At 40.4% G+C, this 20,027-nt stretch carries 16 protein-coding genes; 11 read left to right on the top strand and 5 right to left on the bottom strand.

The genetic code is table 11. The features are described from left to right. The first annotated feature begins 27 nt into the window (after window positions 1–27). The 7 genes from ACKTT9_RS19040 (at window position 28) to ACKTT9_RS19070 (ending at window position 8,924) form a co-directional block, all read left to right on the top strand. Window positions 28–1,383 carry a PLP-dependent aminotransferase family protein gene (locus tag ACKTT9_RS19040; RefSeq protein ID WP_407872839.1) on the top strand — a complete coding sequence of 452 codons (1,356 nt, stop codon included), beginning with the start codon at window positions 28–30 and terminating at the stop codon, window positions 1,381–1,383. A gap of 70 nt (window positions 1,384–1,453) precedes the next feature. Continuing rightward, window positions 1,454–2,908 (top strand): spore germination protein, encoded by a 1,455-nt coding sequence (locus ACKTT9_RS19045; protein ID WP_407872840.1) that lies wholly within the window; start codon window positions 1,454–1,456, stop codon window positions 2,906–2,908. Between the two features lie 23 nt (window positions 2,909–2,931). After that, complete coding sequence (locus ACKTT9_RS19050) at window positions 2,932–4,020, top strand: GerAB/ArcD/ProY family transporter (protein ID WP_407872841.1); 1,089 nt, start codon at window positions 2,932–2,934, stop codon at window positions 4,018–4,020. Beyond that, window positions 4,017–5,099: a Ger(x)C family spore germination protein gene (locus ACKTT9_RS19055; protein ID WP_407872842.1), complete on the top strand. Its 1,083-nt coding sequence runs from the start codon at window positions 4,017–4,019 to the stop codon at window positions 5,097–5,099. Before ACKTT9_RS19050 ends, ACKTT9_RS19055 begins: the two co-directional genes overlap by 4 nt. Before the next feature lie 101 nt (window positions 5,100–5,200). After that, window positions 5,201–6,286: an endospore germination permease gene (locus ACKTT9_RS19060; protein ID WP_407872843.1), complete on the top strand. Its 1,086-nt coding sequence runs from the start codon at window positions 5,201–5,203 to the stop codon at window positions 6,284–6,286. A gap of 5 nt (window positions 6,287–6,291) precedes the next feature. Then, a complete protein-coding gene (locus ACKTT9_RS19065; protein WP_407872844.1) occupies window positions 6,292–7,776 on the top strand; it encodes a spore germination protein in 1,485 nt (494 codons plus the stop codon). Continuing rightward, window positions 7,773–8,924, top strand: a complete 1,152-nt coding sequence (locus ACKTT9_RS19070) for a Ger(x)C family spore germination protein (protein ID WP_407872845.1) — start codon at window positions 7,773–7,775, stop codon at window positions 8,922–8,924. The genes ACKTT9_RS19065 and ACKTT9_RS19070 overlap by 4 nt, the downstream gene beginning before the upstream one ends. A gap of 7 nt (window positions 8,925–8,931) precedes the next feature. Here the strand turns inward: ACKTT9_RS19070 and ACKTT9_RS19075 are convergent, their stop codons facing one another. Continuing rightward, window positions 8,932–9,102, bottom strand: a complete 171-nt coding sequence (locus tag ACKTT9_RS19075; RefSeq protein ID WP_407872846.1) for a hypothetical protein — start codon at window positions 9,100–9,102, stop codon at window positions 8,932–8,934. Window positions 9,103–9,177: 75 nt separating this feature from the next. Between ACKTT9_RS19075 and ACKTT9_RS19080 the strand changes: the two genes are divergently transcribed. The 4 genes from ACKTT9_RS19080 to ACKTT9_RS19095 all read left to right on the top strand — a co-directional run bounded on the left by ACKTT9_RS19080 (window position 9,178) and on the right by ACKTT9_RS19095 (window position 14,250). After that, the gene (locus ACKTT9_RS19080; RefSeq protein ID WP_407873071.1) at window positions 9,178–10,689 is read left to right on the top strand and encodes a spore germination protein; all 1,512 of its coding nucleotides are present in this window, start codon (window positions 9,178–9,180) and stop codon (window positions 10,687–10,689) included. After that, the gene (locus ACKTT9_RS19085; RefSeq protein WP_407872847.1) at window positions 10,686–11,873 is read left to right on the top strand and encodes a Ger(x)C family spore germination protein; all 1,188 of its coding nucleotides are present in this window, start codon (window positions 10,686–10,688) and stop codon (window positions 11,871–11,873) included. The genes ACKTT9_RS19080 and ACKTT9_RS19085 overlap by 4 nt, the downstream gene beginning before the upstream one ends. After that, window positions 11,870–12,979, top strand: a complete 1,110-nt coding sequence (locus ACKTT9_RS19090; protein ID WP_407872848.1) for a GerAB/ArcD/ProY family transporter — start codon at window positions 11,870–11,872, stop codon at window positions 12,977–12,979. Before ACKTT9_RS19085 ends, ACKTT9_RS19090 begins: the two co-directional genes overlap by 4 nt. Window positions 12,980–13,530: 551 nt before the next feature. Further along, window positions 13,531–14,250, top strand: a complete 720-nt coding sequence (locus tag ACKTT9_RS19095) for a hypothetical protein (RefSeq protein ID WP_407872849.1) — start codon at window positions 13,531–13,533, stop codon at window positions 14,248–14,250. Between the two features lie 388 nt (window positions 14,251–14,638). Here ACKTT9_RS19095 and ACKTT9_RS19100 read toward each other — a convergent pair whose 3' ends face one another. Genes ACKTT9_RS19100 through ACKTT9_RS19115 form a run of 4 tightly spaced genes read right to left on the bottom strand, consistent with a single transcriptional unit; the run spans window position 14,639 to window position 19,925 of the window. Further along, window positions 14,639–16,252 carry a hypothetical protein gene (locus ACKTT9_RS19100; RefSeq protein ID WP_407872850.1) on the bottom strand — a complete coding sequence of 538 codons (1,614 nt, stop codon included), beginning with the start codon at window positions 16,250–16,252 and terminating at the stop codon, window positions 14,639–14,641. 26 nt (window positions 16,253–16,278) lie between these two features. Continuing rightward, the gene (locus ACKTT9_RS19105) at window positions 16,279–17,241 is read right to left on the bottom strand and encodes an AAA family ATPase (protein ID WP_407872851.1); all 963 of its coding nucleotides are present in this window, start codon (window positions 17,239–17,241) and stop codon (window positions 16,279–16,281) included. Window positions 17,242–17,278: 37 nt separating this feature from the next. Beyond that, the gene (locus ACKTT9_RS19110; protein WP_407872852.1) at window positions 17,279–19,273 is read right to left on the bottom strand and encodes a hypothetical protein; all 1,995 of its coding nucleotides are present in this window, start codon (window positions 19,271–19,273) and stop codon (window positions 17,279–17,281) included. Beyond that, the gene (locus ACKTT9_RS19115) at window positions 19,245–19,925 is read right to left on the bottom strand and encodes a Tn7 transposase TnsA N-terminal domain-containing protein (RefSeq protein WP_407872853.1); all 681 of its coding nucleotides are present in this window, start codon (window positions 19,923–19,925) and stop codon (window positions 19,245–19,247) included. The genes ACKTT9_RS19110 and ACKTT9_RS19115 overlap by 29 nt, the downstream gene beginning before the upstream one ends. Window positions 19,926–20,027: the final 102 nt, after the last annotated feature.

Genomic DNA, 20,027 nt, shown 5'->3' on the forward strand with positions numbered 1-20,027 from the left:
ACAGATTACAACTAAGGAGCTTGTCCGATGTACATGTATTTGAAGCTAATGAATGAGCTAGAGGAACTGATACAGAAGGAACCTTATAAGGATGGACAGAAACTTCCTTCTATTCGCACGCTTTCGGAGAAGTATACTTGCAGCAAAAGTACGATCATTAAGGCGTTGAATGAGTTGGAGATGCGTCATCTCATCTATGCGATGCCTAAGAGCGGCTATTACGTGGTCAAAGGGATGAACGCCGCTCAGGATGAAACGTCTCCAATTTTGAACTTTTCAGCTGCTGCTCCTGATCCAAACGTATTTCCTTATTTGGATTTTCAGCATTGCATCAATAAAGCGATTGACACCTACCAGAAGGATTTATTTGTATATGGCACTGCCAAAGGGATGTCATCCCTAATCGAAATCGTGCGTAAGCAATTAATGCGCTACCAGGTGTTTACAGATGAACGGAACATCTTTGTGGTATCCGGGGTTCAGCAGGCGTTATCACTCCTTGCCGCAATGCCATTCCCTAACGGAAAGCAGAAGGTGCTGATTGAACAGCCTAGCTATCATCTGTTTATCGAGTATTTGGAGACGCGTCGCATGCCAGTTATCGGGATAGAGCGCAGCTTTTCTGGAATAGATTTTGACAGACTGGAAAAGATTTTCCAAACCGAAGACATCAAGTTTTTTTATACCATGCCGCGGTTTCACAACCCTTTGGGCTGTTCCTATACGAGCAAAGAAAAGAAGCGGCTTGCTAAGCTTGCTGCCAAATATGATGTCTACATCGTTGAGGATGATTACCTTGCCGACTTCGAACAGGACAGCAAGGCCGATCCCATTTTTACGCAGGACGATTCATCACATGTCATTTATTTGAAAAGTTATTCCAAAATCATTTTCCCCGGTTTGCGAATAGGCATTGCGGTTATTCCTGTTCAGCTCGCTGAAACGTTCAGGCTGTACAAGAAACAAGATGATATCGACAGCTCCATGTTGTCGCAAGCCGCTCTTGAAATCTATTTACGCAGCGGAATGTTCGATCGCCATCTTGCCAAAATCCGGAGTAGATATACAGCAAGGGCGAAGCTGCTCGATGCAGCACTTACGAAGGAAGCTGCCCGCAGTGGAGGTGCCTTCACTTACGAACATTCTAAATATCCGTTTATACATACACATATCTTGTTGCATCAAACAATTCCTACTGAGAAGCTTATCGCTAAATTAAAGAGAAACTCAATTCTGCTGGAATCTATGGACAGGAATTATTTGCAGAATTTCGAGAGGAAAAATATAGTGAAGCTAAATGCTACGAACGTGAACGAGGATGAGATTGAAAGAGGGATAAAACGGATTAGCGCTGTCATAGCGGAGTCGATTCGCTTGCATTGATTTTGTATAATTTTCCACTTGGTGAGACACAATGAAGTGAGAAATTATATGGTGAAATGAGTGATTACAGTTGAAGTCAGTCCCTCCATTATGGAAGGAGCTAAGTCAATCAGCGGATTTCGTATGCTACGAACATCAAATGAACACAGTTCCTTTGTACATCGGTTATTTCAAATCACTCATTGAACCACAAGTCTTACAGCAGCATATCCTCGGATGCTTAAGCAACAGTCCAGATAAATCCTCCTTGGAGGATTTATATCCTAAATTCCACGTAGCGGAAAAAGAGATTTCTTCCGATTGGGATTTCATCCAAAACAAGATTTATCAAGGATATGTGGCTATTCAATATGGCCATCAAAGCATACCATGCATTTTGGTCAACGCAGCTTCATCCAATGGTCGTAATGTAACCAGTCCTGAAATTGAATTCACCGTGGAAGGGCCGAAAGAAGCTTTTGTTGAATCATTGGACATCAATTTGAACTTGATTCGCAAGCGAGTTCCTAGTCCTGATTTACGTATTAAAGAGTACACGGTAGGGAGTTTAGGTAAGTCAAGAGTTGCGATTTGTTATTTGGAAGGATTAACGAACAAACAATATTTACAAACTTTTATTAAGCGCATTGAGGATGTGCAATTTGATCAAATTACGGATAGCTCTTTGCTTCAACAAATGATCGAAGATAATTCCAACTCCATCTTTCCCCAGTCGATCGGGACAGAAAGACCTGATTACGTTGCGTGGGCGTTATCTTCTGGGCAAATATGCGCAATGAAGGATGGATCCCCGAGTGCGTTTTTTGCGCCGGTCAATCTGTGGCAATTTTTCATTACTTATGAAGATTATTATTTGCCATGGATTGTTGCTTCCTTATTAAGGCTGATTCGTATGTGCTCAGTTCTGTTTTCCGTCTTTGCGTCCTCATTTTATGTAGCTGTAATGACATATCACGGACAAAGTATTTCCAATGTCTTTTTGCCCACGATCGTTTCTTCGAGGATCAATGTACCTTTTCCACCAATCGTGGAAGTCATCATAATGGAACTTGTTATTGAATTATTGCGGGAGGCTGGCGCTAGATTACCTACGAAAATCGGACAGACCATTGGCATTGTTGGAGGTATTGTCCTCGGTACGGCGGCAGTCGAAGCTGCGCTTACAAGCAATTTCTTATTGATAATCGTAGCGCTATCGGCCTTAGCCTCGTTCACAACACCTATTTTTCGCATGAGCGCTACCATACGAATTCTTCGGTTTCCGTTTATCATCGCCGCACAAATATGGGGGTTATTAGGTATTTTTATTTGCACGATTACCTTGGTTGCACATCTGTTGAGGTTAACATCTCTCGGGATGCCGTACTTGGTTCCATTTTATCCTTTCCGCACTTCCGATTTATATGATACCGTCATTCGTCCGCCATATTCCAAATTTCACCATCGATTAAGCTTTCTCCGAACACTCAAGCCCACAAGATTTAATAAGAAAAATGCCAACGCAAAACGAGACATCGATGATTGAAGCAGCTCTGGGAGTGACAAACGATGAAATCAAATGAACATCCGCGATTTACAATATCACCTTATCTGGTTTTCGTTTTGATACATAGCATGCAGTTCGGACCCGAGTATCTGTCCATGTCGAACATTCCGATTCAATTGGCCGGTCAAGATACCTGGATTTCTATTATCCTCTGTGGACTCAGTTTCCACGTCATTATTTGGATGATGTATCGAATTCTTAATCGAAATGAGACGGATCTAATTCAAATCCATCAACGATTTTTCGGGAAATTGGCGGGTGGGGGTCTTAACTTTATCTTTATCATTTACTTCTTGCTCATTGCCAGTTTTCAATTGCGTTTTTTTATAGAAATTATACAAGTATGGCTATTTAAAGATCTGGAAACATGGTCATTAGCATTCGTTTTGCTCCTGCTTGTCTATTACATTGTCGCAGGGGGTTTTCGAGTTATTGTAGGTATATGTATGTTTAGCTTATTGCGAATTGTAACTATCTTAGCCATGTTTTTTCCTGCGGATTATTTTCATTTCAACAATTTAACTCCTCTATTCGATCATTCGTTAAGCGAAATCGTCAAAGCAGGCAAGGAGATGACATTTCCCTTTTTAGGCGTGGAAATGCTCTTTTTTTGCTACACATTCATCAAAACTCCTCAAAAATCTCAAAAATGGGCGCATTTCGCAAATTTCATCACCACAGTATCTTACCTACTCATTATTTTCTTCTCCTTGTTATTGTTTAAACCAGAACAATTAGCTATAGAAATATGGCCGCAATTAACCAAATATAAATTTATTCAATTCCCTTTTATTGAACGATTTGACTATATTGGCGCTGCTGCACAGCTATTGTGGGTAGTTCCTATTTTGTGCTTTTGTTTCTGGGCTGCAAGCCGAGTGTGTAAACTCATGTTTACTGTGAAACAAAGAAGTGCCTTGCCGATCTTATTAATTCTCGTTTTTGCGGCGGTATGCTTCATTCCAGATCATTCTCATATTGAAGTCGTTCAAAACATGCTATACGATATTGGATTTTACCTCATCTATGCGTATATTCCATTTGTATTTTTAGTTGACGTTATCAGAATGAAAGTGAGAAGAACCGTATGATTCGTTTCTTTTACATCCTAGTGCTCATCGCGAGTGTGCTGTTGACTGGATGCGTAAAGCAAGATGTTATTGACAAAATCACGATTTCATTCACCGGCGCTTTCGATGAAGCACCCGATGATCAAATTGAATTTACGATTGCGGCAACAAAGTTTCAAGCCGATAAATCCCGGACTGTTTCTAATGCTTTGTACTCAAAGGTCGGACATACAAGCAAAAACATTTTGGAAATAATGGATTTGCAATTAAACCGTCCTATTAAACCCGGAAAAATATCAGTCCTCTTAATCGGAAAAGAATTGGCGGAAAGAGGGTTGGCGGATGAATTAGACGTGATCTTGCGGGACGCTATAGCTTCACGAAGGATGTATGTGGCCATTGTTGATGGCAAAGGAAAGGAAATATTGCAAGCAAATTTCAGCTCGAATGAAGAAAAAGGGATGTATTTGTATAATTTACTCGACACGAATGTACGCACTGGACTTGTTCCGAGGCAGAACCTTCACGATTTTGAGTACGCTTATTTGGGCAAAGGAATGGACCCCTTTTTTCCGCTTCTTACCTTACAGCCGAACGGTCAAGTTCAGATTTCCGGATTGGCATTATTTAAGGATGACAAATACGTACTGTCACTGAGCCAAAAGCAAATGCGCGTTATGAAGCTTCTACTCGGAAATGTGAGGTACGGCACACTTGAAACGAAGCTGGAGAATGGACCATACATGGCAATCAAGAATATCGGTTCAAAAGTGAACTATCGCGTGGGTAAAGAATCGAAAAGTCCGAAAGTGACCATAAATCTGAGATTAAACGCGGAAGTTATCGACTCAAAAGGGATGGCGTTAACGAAACAAGAGCAGCAAAGCATAAAAGAGAGTTTCGAAAAGGATTTAACTACAACCGGTTTGGATCTTCTACAATTATTTAAAAAAGAAGAGATCGATCCCCTCGGTTTAGGTGATTTCTTGAGAAGCAAAACGCGAAAGTGGAACGTTGAGGCGTGGAAAGAGGAATATCCAACGATGAACGTTAAATTGAATGTGAGAGTAGATCTAACGGAGATTGGAATTAGGAAGTGAAAGAGAAATCTAAGTGCATAATATATGTAACAATGGGATAAATTACAAAAGATTCTTTTCGTCATAACTGACCATTCATAGCTGCATGTGAGGAAAATAATATGGACGGAACACAAGGAAAAATTGGGATTATATCCATCATTATGGTCATGATGCTGTTCAATGGTTTGACTAGTCATGTAATTGTTAATCCGTTGGTTTTGGATACATCGGGTAGAGATGCTTGGATTTCTGTTCTACTGACGGCTGTTCTCTACCTGCCGTGGTGCGCACTTCTTGTTTATATTATGAGAAAATCAGGTCAACAGGAGCTGCGGACATGGTTGGCAAAACAAACAAGTCCGCTTATAGCTTGGTTCATTATAGCTCCGATTTGCGTGGAACTATTTTTGATTGGAGGCATGACGGTTATCCAGACGGAGGTATGGACCGTCACCAACTATTTGCCTGCAACTCCTCAATATATTTTAATAATTACGTTAGTTTTGGTTTGTTATTACTCGGCCTATAATGGCATTCGCACGATAACAATAGTTGCGGGTATCTTACTTCCTACGGTCGTCTGCCTCGGATACTTCGTTTCCATTGCCAATATGCCGGAGAAAGATTACGCGCTTCTCAAGCCTTTTCTTGAACATGGTTGGCAGCCGGCTTTGAACGGTATGGTTTATACAGGAGGAGCATTAGTGGAGATTATGCTGCTGCTATTGTTCCAACACCGTTTTAAAACGAAGATGCGGGTCTGGGAAATGCTGCTGCTCGGTGTGATTCTCGTATACATTACATTAGGTCCTTTGGTAGGGGCAATCACGGAATTCGGACCTCAAGAAGCTGCCAAGCAGATGGTATCTCCGTATGAGCAATGGCGTCTTGTCAAAATCGGTTCGTATATCGAGCACGTCGATTTCTTGTCTGTGTACCAATGGTTGGCCGGAGCAACTATTCGAATTAGTCTTTCCCTTTTTTTAATATCGGAATTAATCCCAGTTAAAACGAGAGTAATGCGACGTTGGTTCATTCTGTCAATAACGCTTTGCACCATTATATTTTCAATAATTGTAACACACCAAAATTCGTTCTATTTATGGATGTATAAAATTTATTTTCCTGCAACTTTGATTTTCACTCTAATCATAACAATTGTTTTAGCCGTTATTGCATGGATGGCCAAACCCACCAAGGAGTGAGCAGCATGAGCGTTAGTGTTACGCAATCTGGCGATGTAACGAAAGAGCAGATGGTTCGACAATTGTTCGCAAACTGTTCTGACGTTCAAATTCAGACTTACTTATTTGGTGAGGATGACCCGTCATCCACAATTATGATGATCTATGCCGAAGGTTTATGTGATGCCGTTCAAATAGGGAAAGTTGTCCTGCCTGAGTTGAATCATGTTTATAAAGAAAATGGTTTCGAATATTTGCAAAACGGATATGTGCTTGGCTCTTTACCGCTCATTTCATTGGATGGTGAAGCAACTGAGCAAGAAATGACAGATTGCGTCTTTCAAGGGGATCTTCTCCTTGTTTTTGTAAGTTCGGATGCGATGTATAAGCTTAATATTTGCAACCGTCCTCAGCGTGCTCCTGATGAATCGAGCGTCGAGATTTCAATAAAAGGGCCGAAAGATGGATTTGTGGAAGAGTTTTCGACGAATATTGCTCTGATTCGCAAACGGATTAGAAGCAATTCCTTATGCTGTGAAACGTTCATTCTCGGAAGAAGAACAAGAACGAAGATCGGACTTATGTATATTAATGACATACTAGCACCTAATATCTTAGAGGAAGTTCGTTCTCGCTTAAATAAAGTCGATGTCGATGGCATTTATAGTATCAGTCAAGTGGAAGAAGCACTTACGGATAAGAAATTTGCGTTATTTCCAATAACGGACTTCACGGGCAGACCGGATTATGCAGTCAACTGCTTGTTGGCCGGCCGATTTATTCTTATTATCGACGGCACACCTTTGATCTTAATTGCACCAGGGACGTTTTCGTTGATTATGAAATCCCCGGAGGATATTCATTTCAGTTTTCAATACGTGACTTTTGCTCGCCTGATCCGTTTTTTAAGTTTCTGGATTTCGATTCTCTTGCCTGGTTTCTGGGTGGCCCTTACTGCATTTCACCAAGATCAAATTCCATTTCGGCTCATGGCGACCATATCGGTAGTGAGAAGCGGTTTACCTTTATCTGCACAGATGGAAATGTTTACTTTGTTGTTCCTCCTAGAGGTTTTTCGAGAGGCCGGAGTGCGATTGCCTAGCTCCATTGGACAAACATTAACGGTTATCGGTGGGTTAGTCATTGGTGATGCCTCCATACGCGCAGGTTTGGTTTCGCCTTCGGTGGTGGTGGTTGGGGCGATTACCGCAATCATGGGAGCTACGCTTGTTAATCAGACCTTGGGCACAGTTGTAAGTGTGATCCGGTTGATTATTTTCCTAGCTTCAGCCGTCATTGGTATGTATGGGCTCATATTGGGTATGGTTTTGTTGATCATTCACATGTCCAGGATCAAATCGTTCGGGATCCCTTTTTTATCCCCGTTGTCCCCGCCTAATTACAAAGACCTATTTAAGAGCTTTTTAAGGTTTCCATGGGCTAAAATGCGTTTTCGTCCGCAAGAGCTGCACACGATCGATTCAGACCATAAAGGGAAAGATGCGGAATGAGGAAAATCGGTCTTTTTCTAATCATCTTAACCTTTCTAATTCTCCAAACGGGTTGTTGGAATTCCAAAGATATTCAAACCATGGCTTATGTAACAGCGATTGGATTGGATTACGAAGATGGAAAATATATCACCTATGTACAGGTGCTCAATTTTGCCAATGTGTCCAAAACAGACTCATCACATCTAGGGAAAAATATCCCCATATGGATTGGGAAGGGGAAAGGGGAAACGGTCACTGAGACGTTTAACGCAATTTATGCGACTTCCCAACTAAGAGTTTATTGGGGACATGTGAAGTCAATAGTGTGCACGGAAAGATTTTTAAAGAATGGTAAAAGAGTCAAAGAGGCTTACGATATGATAAACCGTTATCGAGAAATCCGTTATAACGTTCTGTTGTATGGAACAAAAGAGTCGTTAAACGATTTATTTCAGCAGAAGTCAATTCTGAATCTATCTCCGACAGATTCCTTACTGGACAATCCGTCACAAATCTATTCTCAGCGCTCGTATATTTCGCCGCATTACGGTTTCAAGATTATTTCAGAGATAAATGAACCAGGGCAATACGCCATGCTTCCTTCGATCGCTCTTGACAAGGAAGAATGGACCGAAGATAAACAGCCCAGATCGATGTTTAGAATCGATGGGGCGTATTATCTAAAGGGCAGCCAAACCCTAGGGTGGATGTCCGAAAAAGAGCTGGAAGGTTTTCGATGGCTACAAGAAAAACTATCGCGTTCCCCGATCAACATTCCAGATACGAAGAAGCCTGTCGCAGCAATTGTAATCATTGAGCCGAAATCGCGTATTCTGCCTTCAATTCGAAATGATAAGGTGTACTATACGATTAAATTAAAAGTGAATGCCTATGTAGATGAAATGGTTGAGGATATTTCTCCAGAAGATATGCGGAAACTCGCTGAGAAAGTGATTGAAGATCAGCTCAGAAAAACGTATGAGATAGGGCTTAGCAAAAAAATTGACGTGCTGCAATTGGGCGAGCGGCTTTACAGGAACTACCCGGAAAAATGGCATGAACTCAACCAGCGCAACGACTTCAATTTGGATGCCGACTCTCTTGATAAAGTGGAGGTCAAAGTTAAACTGCAGCACACTGGCAAGTATAAAGCTAGAGCGCATTAACCCCATCTCACTGCCGTTTCAATTCCTTGAATTTCTGAATGACATGCTTTCCCTTTAGATGATACCAAACGATAACAGGGGCGAAGAAGTTGATGCCCAGCACACTGCCTACAACAATCCACATAAACCACTCCGTGTTTAGGATAGACAGATAGATGGGGGAATGATAAAAGTCCATTCAAGCTGCTCCTCTCTATGATTGGGGATTTTGTATTAGTGTAGCCAGCGACGGGAGGTGACATCCGTGCAGGAAATGAAGCAAGAACGCGTAAAGTTAACTTGGTCTGACAAAACCGCGGCCATTGAGGAATTGTTAGGCCATAGTGTCGATCTGCAGCGACGTGATTTTATGTTTTGCGGTAATCCGGAATTTCCTGGGTGCTGCTTCTATTTGGAGGGACTGGCGGATGCGACTGTCATTGACACGGCGCTCAAAGCGCTCGTCGTCTCGGGTAACGAACTGGTGGAGGAACCGGAACTGCTGGCCACGGCGGAGGAAATCATCAGCAGCTTAATGTTCAATGCATCAATCCGAGCCTGTGGTACGTTGGCTGTAGGTGTGGAAGGGATTCTGACAGGCGACACACTCTTCCTGATAGAAGGCGTGGAACAAACGCTGCTCGTCAGTTCGAAAGGATGGAAGGATCGCAGCGTAGAAGAGCCTTCCTCGGAAAATAACGTCCGTGGTCCGCGCGACGGCTTTACGGAAAGCATCCGCACAAATACCGCGCTTGTCCGCAGAAGGATTAAAGATCCGATGCTGCGGATGGACGGGATGGTCATCGGGACAAGATCGAAGACGGATATCAACATCGCTTATATCCAGGACTTGGTCAAAGAGGGGCTTGTTGATGAGGTGAAGCGGAGGCTTTCTCACATAAAGATCGACGCGATTCTCGAAAGCGGCTATATCGAGGAAATGATTGAGGACGCACCGTTCTCTCCGTTTAATACAATCCAGAGTTCGGAACGGCCGGATAAAGTAGCTTCTGCCTTGTTGGAGGGGAGAGTCGCCATCTTTACAGACAATACGCCGGTGGTTTTAATTGTGCCCACATTTTTTTGGCAGTTCATTCAAGCGCCGGATGATTACTATAACAGGTACTGGGTAGGTACTTTTTTTCGCATTGTGCGTTACCTGGCCTTCTTAATATCTTTGATGCTGCCTTCCATCTATGTGATGCTTGTTTCCTTCCATCATGAGATGATTCCGACTGCGCTTGCGCTAACAATTGCTTCCGGGCGTGAGGTGGTGCCATTCCCCGTACTGTTGGAAGCCGTCATGATGGAGCTTGCTTTCGAGCTCATGCGCGAAGCCGGGCTACGCATGCCGAAGCCGATCGGGCAAGCCGTGAGCATCGTCGGCTCGCTTATTATTGGCCAAGCGGCGGTGCAAGCAGGATTGGTTTCGCCCTTCATGGTCATCGTCATCGCCATTACCGGGATTTCCTCCTTTGCGATTCCCAGTTATTCTTCATCGCTTGCGCTGCGCATTTTCCGTTTTCCTTTGCTCATCGCTTCGGGAACTCTGGGACTGCTAGGATTCTCCGGCATGTTCTTCATCCTTCTGCTTCACGCACTCTCAATCCGTTCCTTCGGGGAATCGTATTTGTCACCAGCCAGTCCTTTCCGCGAAGTGGATCAGCGGGATATGATGCTCCGATTTCCGCTTTGGATGCTTGATCAGCGGCCGGCATTCGCCCAAGATACACAGCGGATGAGCGATCAACAGAAGCCGCATGTGCCGGAGGAACAAGAGACATGAGAAGACTAGTTTGCTTATTCCTAGCGATCTTGCCTATGCTGCTTACAACATCTTGCTACGGTTTGCGGCAGATCAACGAATTGGCGATCGTCACAGCAGTCGGTCTGGACGTTGGCAAAGAACCCGGCAGCGTCAAATTGTCCGTGCAGATTATTCGTCCAGCGGATGCTAGAGGGCAGACGGGCGCGCCTTCTGGCGGTACGGGAGAGCCGATTTATTCCGTCAGCGCCGAAGGCAAAAGTATTTTCGAGGCCATTCGCAATCTGGGGCACTTTACTTCACGTCGTGTCTATTGGGCGCACAATTTCTTGATTGTGATGCACGAAAGCTATGCCCGCAGAGGTATCGCAGATATGATTGATTTTTTCACCCGCAACCATGAACTTCGCATGAATACATGGGTTACAGTAACGCCGGATTCACCGAGTGAGGTTATCTCGACGATTACAGGCTTGGAGGTTGTGCCCGGCGAGGCGGTTGACCGCCTGTTCCGCAACGTGCAAATCGTAGGACTTGCTCCCGCCAGTAATATGATGAATTTGGAAGAAGCTTATTTGAGCCGCTCCGTGGAACCAGTCGTTGCCCAAGTACGGCTCGTACCTAGGGGGATTTCCAATAAGAGGCCAGAGCAGCACGGTTCGATTAAGCAAGTTGATTTGGAAGGAGCAGCGGCTTTTGTAAATGACAAGATGGTCGGATGGCTTTCACCGAAGGAAACCAAGGGGTTAATGTTTTTCTTGCAAAAACTGAAAAGCGGTATTGAAGTAATTCCTTGCCCAAATAATCAAAATAAGATTGTGACAATGGAATTCAAAGATATTGCCTTCAAAGTAAAGCCATCTTATTCGGATAATCTTCCTAACTTCCATATTCGACTAATGATCAAGGCAGATGTAGTGGAGAACAACTGCGGTGCTCCCATGACGGATATACGCGAAGAGACCGAAGAAGCGCTTGAGGCTAAGCTGAACTCCGAAATTAAAAGCGTCTTGACCAAAGCACAGCAGCAATACCATTCCGACTTTCTGAAACTCGGAGACGTATTTCGCAACAAGTTTCCGATGGAGTGGAAGCAACTCGGCTCCAACTGGGGGGCTGCGTTCTCCGAAGCGCAAACAACCGTTGAGATCAAGACAACGATTAAGTCAACCGTGCTGAAAGCAGCAGAGCAGGGGGTTAAATGAGAAAACTACAGATTACCAACGGCATGTTCATTGCAATGGTTGTCAACGTGATCTTCGCCAAGGCAATCGGTGTAACGCAAGGCGTTCTGGCACGTGCCATCGGCCAAGACATGTGGGTGGCAACGCTGCTGGGAACACTCCAAGGCGCGGCCATGATGTTTGTGACTTACATCGTTCTTCGCAGAACTCCGCATCTGAATTATATTGAACTCAGCGCACTGCTGCTCGGCAAATGGTTCGGCAAAATCATAGCGTTATTGATTTTCGTCTTCTTCTTGGGGGAATTCGGACCGATCATGATTACTTTCGTGTATCATTTGAAGGATTACTTTCTCCCTGAGGCGCCGGTCTGGCTTTTTACGGTATCTTCGTTGATCGTTGGCGCGATTGGCTGCTACTACGGCCTCGAAGTGATGGGGCGTATTGCACTGATCGGTCTACTTTTTATTTTTCTGTTAAACACACTGATTATTCTCGGCTCGACCAATGAATTCGATATTCGAAATTTGCTGCCGTTTCTCGAGCATGGCTTTCTCCGGACAGCAGCCGCGAGCCTGCACTTTGATGTGGATTGGGCGCTTGCCGTCATGCTCGGCGCGCTAATCATCCCGTACGTAAACGGTACGGCAGCACGTGGCGGCCAGCTAAGTGTCATCAGCATTCTTGCGAGCGGCATGCTGGTCATCATCTGGGCAATTCTTGAGGGTGCGGTCTTATCAGCGGAGGTAACGAGCCAATACACGATCTCCTGCATGAAATTGGCGAGGAATGCGCATATCGGTAATTTTTTGCAGAGATATGAAATGATTATGATTGCGCTATATTCCGTTTCGGTTCTGTTCGAAGTCATGTTTTGTATCTATGGTTCGTCAGTTAGCCTCGCCAGCATCCTGGGCTTGAAGAGTAATAAAACGATGATTCTGCCTGTTTGCCTCATTCTTGGTGTGTTCGGGACATGGATAGTAGAGGATCATTTTCGCGCAATTGATTATTTGGAACACATTTGGCCAAAAATTGCGCTGCCTGTGGCATTCGGGCTGCCGCTGATTCTGCTGGGGCTAAGGCTGCTTTTTCGGAAGAAGCTTGATGGTGTTGCTTCGTCATAAATGAGGCATTTGGCTAAGATACCCTTGGCGGGGGCAAATGGGGCGTTGGTTGATGTTGAAACCTGAAGGTAGGTTTCTCTGCGACGCAAAGGGAGCAAGAGTCGATCTTCAAGGATGCGCCGCTGCAGGAATGGTAAGAATCTCTAGGAATCATATGAACGTCGACCGACCAATGAAAATTCCAATCCAGAGATATCGATCGCCGTACGACGTTTTGATTTTGATTGACCTGGCGCATCCAAAACAAATCGCTGTTGGGAACAGGCGCTCGCAGACGGAACGGAGTCAATCCATGTTGTAAATGTAGGCAAAAACCCAGTTTTTGAATTTGATTATACATGTTCACAAAACCCGTATTTTATACATATGTCTATAATGGCTTTTAAAGTCTTGGTATGTCTATGTTTGTTTTATTGTCGGATGACAAGAATTTGTTCCGATAAATGACAAGAATCTATTCCGATTCACGCCACCCCGCCCCCTATGTATATCTAATGCCATAAAACGGAAATAAATATACTAAATAAACTAACTTATTTGGGGATGAAATTATGCAAGAAAGAATTATTTGGAGAAAAGAATGGCTGTCTATTTATGAATCTCCATTTAGTATCTATGATAAAATTTGTTATGCAAACGTTATAACCCAAAGTGAATTTTTTAAACACTTTGGTTCACCACTGAATAATGACGTCTCCTTTTTACTAATTCGAGGATTAGATTATTCTAAAATTGAAAACATGATTTCATATCCCTTGCTGTCACAATTTCATAATTCAATTAATAATTTATCTGAGAATTTTTTAAGTAGATTCACTCGCACAGATCATTTTTACAATAAAGATTTTTACTATTGCCAAATATGCTCATTGACTGGTTACCATAGTTTATTTTTTCAGTTCAAGTTTATTAAAGAATGTCCCTTTCATATGGAGCCACTGAAAAACATTTGTAGAGTATGTAATCAACCTTTAAATTACACTTATTATAAGAGCTCTTCTATATCACAGTGCTGTACAAATTGTAACGAACCTGTTTTGTTGCACCAGCATACATTCCCAAGCTTTAAATCCTATACAATGAGAGATATTAAATCTCAGGATATACTGGATTTTCTCAATTTGAACCTTGCTAAAAAAGAAATTCTGAAAAATACTGTATTTCCACAAATTGAAAATCAGACTACGAAAGGTGATTTAAACTTCGTTCTCTATTGCCTTAGTGAGAGATATAATTATTTACAAAATAATTTAAATGGTCAGAACACTTGATTTTTTGTCCAACTTAACTCCGATAATTTGGAAGGTGCCAAAACCCGTCCTTAAAACTGTGTGTAATTATTTTTGGATCTCGTCGGCAATCGGACGATATATTCTTGAGATGGATTTCTTTTCACTCGACAAGGAAATAAATATGTTGCCAACTCCTCCTTGCTGAAAGATCTCCAAACCATATGGAAAATAAGCGCTCCCCCTACTCGTCGATCACTCTAAAAAGTAAGTAAAAGCTAGCTGATATCCTGAATTCAAAATATTTATTCACCAGTCGCAGCGTCAATGATTCGAGTTGAGACACATTTTTCAAGCCTTTCTCCAGCAGTATGGCACTTCCTTACGGATATTGAAGAATATCGTAAGCGCGCATTATTTGATTTGGGTTTTAACTCATTCTGAAAATATCTAAATTTTTAACGTAACTTTCAGTAATACTTTTATGCGATGATAAATTTTTATTCATGGCCAATGTCATTGGATGATGTGATATTTCAGTTGGTTTGATTATTCTTTTCTTATTTGAATTAAATGGGCAAATTAAATCAATTGTTGACATTGTATCTTTATGGTCTTTTACAATAAAACTCGTATTTTTACTATCTTTGAATGAGTTACTACTTGGATAAGGCAGCTTAAATATCATCATAGGAATATCCAAATGCCTATTTCTAACTAATTCATTATAATTAGGTACCATTTTTTTAGCAGCCCCTTCCGACGCCAATTTTTTCCATGAATAAAAATTGTGCAAATAATTTACTGCGACAAATTTCATTATAATCCATTTAAATAAACCCATTTGCATTTTTTTTTTGTGATTATTCTTCCCTATTAATAATTTAATAAATTCAAACAAATCCGGTTGAAAGAAACCAGACAGTAGCTCAAATCCGTGTATTGTTTTTGAAACATCTACTATTAAATCATCACTGAAAAAATATTTGTCAGCTATTATTGAGTGTTTCCAAAAAACATATGCGTAAGCAAATGGGCAAATCTCTGGATACTCTCCTCTTTCCTCTTTTCTTAATTCACGTAACCTTTTAATACATGATTTATGTTTGCTTAATTCACCATTTAATAAGTGACTCTCTATCGATTTAAATACATTAACACTTTGTCTATACATATACTTGAAGAAAGACATATTTTCTCTTTTATAAGTAGTTATAGTGAAATCGTGATCGATATAGTAATCATGAAAGCACTTCTGATTATCGATACTAAACTGTGATATTGTTAATGGAGACTTTAGGTGGCTTGATAACGATTTACCATTACCACCGTACGTTATATGTGATTCAGCATCTTCTAATAATTCAACAATTGTTTTAATAGGATTCTTTTGAACAATTGCGTGCTCAGGCAAAAATATTACACTTTGATTTTCATAGTTATAGTTTGTATCTAGCCAACGTTTCGTATATTCACATGCTATTTCTACTCTTTTGCTCCAATTAACCCATCGATTTTGTAAATCAGCTAATTGAAAACCACATTTACATGTGTAAGCATCGGATAATGCTGTATCAGAAATTTGATAAGGTATTATCGAATTACAGTTTGTACAAGTTTGTTTTAATTCTCTCATATGAAATGGACAGTGTTTTAATAACTTGAATTGATGTAAAATGCTGTGATAACCATCTTTCATACATTTCTCACACCAATTTAAGTCTTTGTTAAACCAATCAATTGGATTTGATGAAATCCTTTGTAAATTGTTAATTATTTTATTTAAATTCTCATTATTTTGTAATATTAAATTTTCACCAATAGAATTGATTAAAGATACTCCATCAAAACCTTGCATTGTTAGTAAATTAATATGTTTTTGTGCATTAATCTGTCCTTTTATTTTTTTAACTTTTTCATTTCCCAAATGTTTTAATAGTTGTCCTCTTCTCTTTATAACATTGGAGAAGCAAAATTTTTCTAGAATGGACCAAGGCGATTCAAAGGGACGTATCCAATCTGTTCTCCAGATATTTTTTTCCATTGAATCCTTCCCCCTTTTCTCATGTATTAAGCGAGTGCCATAAAAATTTCCGATTCTACATAGCCAGAATTTTGAATGGCTTCTTTCCAATTATTTATAGTTAACCATTCTGCTCCGTTCCCCGTTGTTCCATTTACTTTCAAAGCATTTTCCACCGTAAATGTAAAATACTCCATTGGAATCTCCATTTTTTTTGATAGTCCATGTTCTTTTCTTAAGTCTTTAAATAAGTTAAACAAATCTTTAGCAAAACTTTTCAAACGTTTACCTTTATCGAAAGCATCTGGGAAAAAGTAACGCGTATAGCTATACCCACTGTTTTCAGGATAATCTGTAACTTCGTCATAGCACATTAAACAATGTTCAACCTCTTCAAGTGAACGTATTCCAAAAAACTCATGTTCGTTAGTCATAAATCTTCCGATTATCTGTGCTTTTTTTTGCTCCAGGAAAAATGTTCTTCTTGCAAGCAATTCAGTTTGACCAACTGAAATAACAGTCATACTAATCTTTTCATGATCAAGATCATTGTATATATCCATTAGCCAATTATAATGATATTCAGTCAATCGCTGTGCCTCATCAATCACCAACATGATTCTACGCATTTGGGATCTCTCCCCTTGCTCAAGCATTAGATTGACTATTTGTCTCCTCATAATTGAAGGATTTCGTTTTGATGGAAAAGCAAACTTAAAATCGGCCAACAAATCCCCGAAAAACTTTTCCTCTGTAGGTACACGATAACTTTTGCATTGTGTCCTTAAAATGGGAAAAAAAGTTCCTAGTTGAGTTGGCAAATAATTTAATGCAAATTCAACTGATCTACTTTTTCCAATCCGTGGTCTTCCATAGACAATCATTCCTGGTAAACGATTAATTACGATTTTAGTTAGACTTTCCATAAGTCTTTTCACTTCAATTGTCGGAAGTATATATCCACCTTGTTCAATTGGATGCGTGCCTGCAGGAACAATAGGTCTGCTCATTCTTGATACCCCTTCATCTTAAACTTTCACCTTCAAATTAGAATGTAATTGTTTTGTATTTTGAAAGAAATTCATCCATGCTTCCAGACTGCTTCTCCTTCTCTTCCTTTACTAATTGACGTGCTTTATCAAGAGCTTCATTTGTCTTTAAGGCTTGATCTAATATGTCCTTATGCTCCTGAGGTGTATTTTTTTTAGCAGCTGCTTTACTATCTCTAATAACTTCTTGTACTTGTGTAATTTTATTGGCAGCTTTCTTTTTTTTGCCTTCAATCGCTTCGTTCATCAAGTAGTTGGTATAGACAAATATCGGATCATCCCATTGAGTGTACTGTATTAGTCGTCGTAGTACTAACTGGTTAATAGCTTTTCTTGTTTGCAATGTATGCGCAGTGAGTGACCATTTACCTGCTGCTATCAAATATCCAAATTCGCTGCCATCGGGAAGAAAAGCTTTTACAGTTCTTATATCATCTACGTTCACATGTAAAGAAATATCTGTTCCAATTAGATGAGCACTATCAGCAAGAAGATCGCTCCGATATTCAACTCCTTCATATTGAACATAAGGCCTCTTACCATTCTTAAGTGATCCCCTTATAGTTCTAGTTATTGTGGTTTGCAAAAATAACAACTCCGATCGTTTTAATTCTACAAGCAACCGTGGAAATATACCGTTATCAAGTCGTTTGCCTATTAACTCTAGTGGTGACTGATGGTAAATTCCGCCGTGTGGAGTTCCGTTGTAATTTGATATTAGTACATCGACGAGCTGCTTTAGATGTTCAAATGTAATGTTATATTGAATAGCCTTAGCCTCTGGATCTTTTCTTCGTGGGTCAGTTGCGTTCCCACCAGTTGTATTTATTAATCTATGGAATCCATTCTCTTCAAGTGTTTGAAAAAATCGTTCAATAATGCCTCTTCTCATTGGAAGATCTACCGGTCCTAAATTTGTAGTGCAACCAAGTAAATTTCTTAAGCGATCTTTAACTAAGTTGGCTAGATGAGATTTAGCATTATCAAAGCAAATTACATCAAATACTGCCCATTCTAAATCAGGGAAAACCTCCGAATGATAACCCCCGTTCTCATTATAAGAAAGACCGTCAATTGTAAGTACCATCGTTTCGTGAGGTATTACTGCATTACGTATACAAGTCATTACATCGCTTGCACTATATTCTTTGCTTAAACTTATCGACTTACCAAGTACACAGCGGGTTGATACATCAATTAGAGTAAGAATCCAAAAACGTTCCAAGACCTTAACAATAGAATCTCCTTCGGGTGTAATAAGCTCAACAGCAAATACACCATCGATTCGATGGGCATCAAATTGAACCCTTTGAAATGGTGTCCTAGTTATTGGCTGATTTTGTTCCCCTATACCACTGTTTCTTGATTTTTGCTCAGCATCATGCCCATATCTTGATGACACTTTCCCAAAATTAGCTTGGCCAAGCATTCGTAGATATCGATAGAGCGATCTAATACCTAATCGATCAGTATTAAATGGATAGTGAGTTAAAGGAATTTTCTTCTCTTTACAAGCATCTACAAATTTTTTGTGAATATTCAGGGGTTTCATTGCTGGCTCAAGCGTTTTCCGATTCCTACCTAGATATAAGTCGTCAATTAGATCTTTTATATCAGGATATTTATCAAGTAACAATTTAAATTCACCTGTGTGACGTGATGAATTTAATTTCTGATTAATCACGTTTAAAGAATAGTTTTTTAGTGTCTTATTAGGAATCAAAGCTCTAAATCCCCATGGAACACCATTATCGTCAACTTCTATGCAACGAGAAATTAACCGATATAAATTTCGTGGACTAACGCCAGTCTCATTGTGTATTTCCTTTTGTGTTGCTTCTCTTTTAACATACATCATGATAGCTCTTTTTCGATTCTGGTAAATCGCTTGGTCATTATTATTAAGAATAGCTTCATTTACTGTTGGCCAAAGATCAGGATTTATTTGATCAGGTAGAAGTTGCTCACTTTCTATCAGTTTCATACGACTCATTAAGCCAGACCTCCGTATTAGCGCTCCATATTTGATCATTAATGTTAGCAGTGATTTCACCGTAATATGTAAGCGAGTAGCAAGTTTCTAAAATTTCTCTGATTGAATATTTTCCATTTAATTCTTTGAATATCTGTGAAATTGTAGTAGGCTGCTCCTTAACCGCGACTAATATACTATCTTTCGCAGAAATCTTAGGGGAATTTTTAATACAAGAAAGCATTTTCACCCTATTTTCAAGCCCTATAGGAAATGCCCGAATCTCTTTTTCTGTCATTACTTGATGATTAAAACCATTGTTCTTACACCATTCTTGCTGTGCAACTATTTGTCTCATGTTCCGGTTGTAATTATGGTGCTGAGGCTGTAATTCAATATCGTATTTGACTTCAATAAACTTTTCCATACCGTTTGTCTTTTTAATCCACATGTCAAAAATGCTCGAATGCAATTTACCATCGACTACAAAACTAATTTCAATTGGTTGTTCGCAATATGTTTTTATTGTTGGATCAGTTTCAGCTAACACCCAGTTTTCAAATTCTAAGTCACTATACAAGATAACTTCTCTCATATTCACTTTTGGTCCATCTGAATTCCAGTAATTGTTCCCGTACTTTTTATTTCTCGGTACAATAATTGGAGTGTACATCTGCCTCTCTCTTCCTTCTTATAAGTCTGTTATCTTTTTATTTCCAATTGTTTGTATTTCAAACATATAGGTTGTAAAAATATTTTTCATACCAATTATATT

This window comes from Paenibacillus sp. P36 (assembly GCF_045866505.1).
Taxonomy (GTDB): Bacteria; Bacillota; Bacilli; order Paenibacillales; family NBRC-103111; genus Paenibacillus_E; species Paenibacillus_E chondroitinus.

Bases quoted from the DNA above. Each gene is read 5' to 3' on its own strand.
- ACKTT9_RS19040 (WP_407872839.1), top strand. From the start codon at position 28: ATGTACATGTATTTGAAGCTAATGAATGAGCTAGAGGAACTGATACAG.
- ACKTT9_RS19050 (WP_407872841.1), top strand. From the start codon at position 2,932: ATGAAATCAAATGAACATCCGCGATTTACAATATCACCTTATCTGGTT.
- ACKTT9_RS19055 (WP_407872842.1), top strand. From the start codon at position 4,017: ATGATTCGTTTCTTTTACATCCTAGTGCTCATCGCGAGTGTGCTGTTG.
- ACKTT9_RS19060 (WP_407872843.1), top strand. From the start codon at position 5,201: ATGGACGGAACACAAGGAAAAATTGGGATTATATCCATCATTATGGTC.
- ACKTT9_RS19065 (WP_407872844.1), top strand. From the start codon at position 6,292: ATGAGCGTTAGTGTTACGCAATCTGGCGATGTAACGAAAGAGCAGATG.
- ACKTT9_RS19070 (WP_407872845.1), top strand. From the start codon at position 7,773: ATGAGGAAAATCGGTCTTTTTCTAATCATCTTAACCTTTCTAATTCTC.
- ACKTT9_RS19075 (WP_407872846.1), bottom strand. From the start codon at position 9,102: ATGGACTTTTATCATTCCCCCATCTATCTGTCTATCCTAAACACGGAG.
- ACKTT9_RS19080 (WP_407873071.1), top strand. From the start codon at position 9,178: ATGAAGCAAGAACGCGTAAAGTTAACTTGGTCTGACAAAACCGCGGCC.
- ACKTT9_RS19085 (WP_407872847.1), top strand. From the start codon at position 10,686: ATGAGAAGACTAGTTTGCTTATTCCTAGCGATCTTGCCTATGCTGCTT.
- ACKTT9_RS19090 (WP_407872848.1), top strand. From the start codon at position 11,870: ATGAGAAAACTACAGATTACCAACGGCATGTTCATTGCAATGGTTGTC.
- ACKTT9_RS19095 (WP_407872849.1), top strand. From the start codon at position 13,531: ATGCAAGAAAGAATTATTTGGAGAAAAGAATGGCTGTCTATTTATGAA.
- ACKTT9_RS19100 (WP_407872850.1), bottom strand. From the start codon at position 16,252: ATGGAAAAAAATATCTGGAGAACAGATTGGATACGTCCCTTTGAATCG.
- ACKTT9_RS19105 (WP_407872851.1), bottom strand. From the start codon at position 17,241: ATGAGCAGACCTATTGTTCCTGCAGGCACGCATCCAATTGAACAAGGT.
- ACKTT9_RS19110 (WP_407872852.1), bottom strand. From the start codon at position 19,273: ATGAGTCGTATGAAACTGATAGAAAGTGAGCAACTTCTACCTGATCAA.
- ACKTT9_RS19115 (WP_407872853.1), bottom strand. From the start codon at position 19,925: ATGTACACTCCAATTATTGTACCGAGAAATAAAAAGTACGGGAACAAT.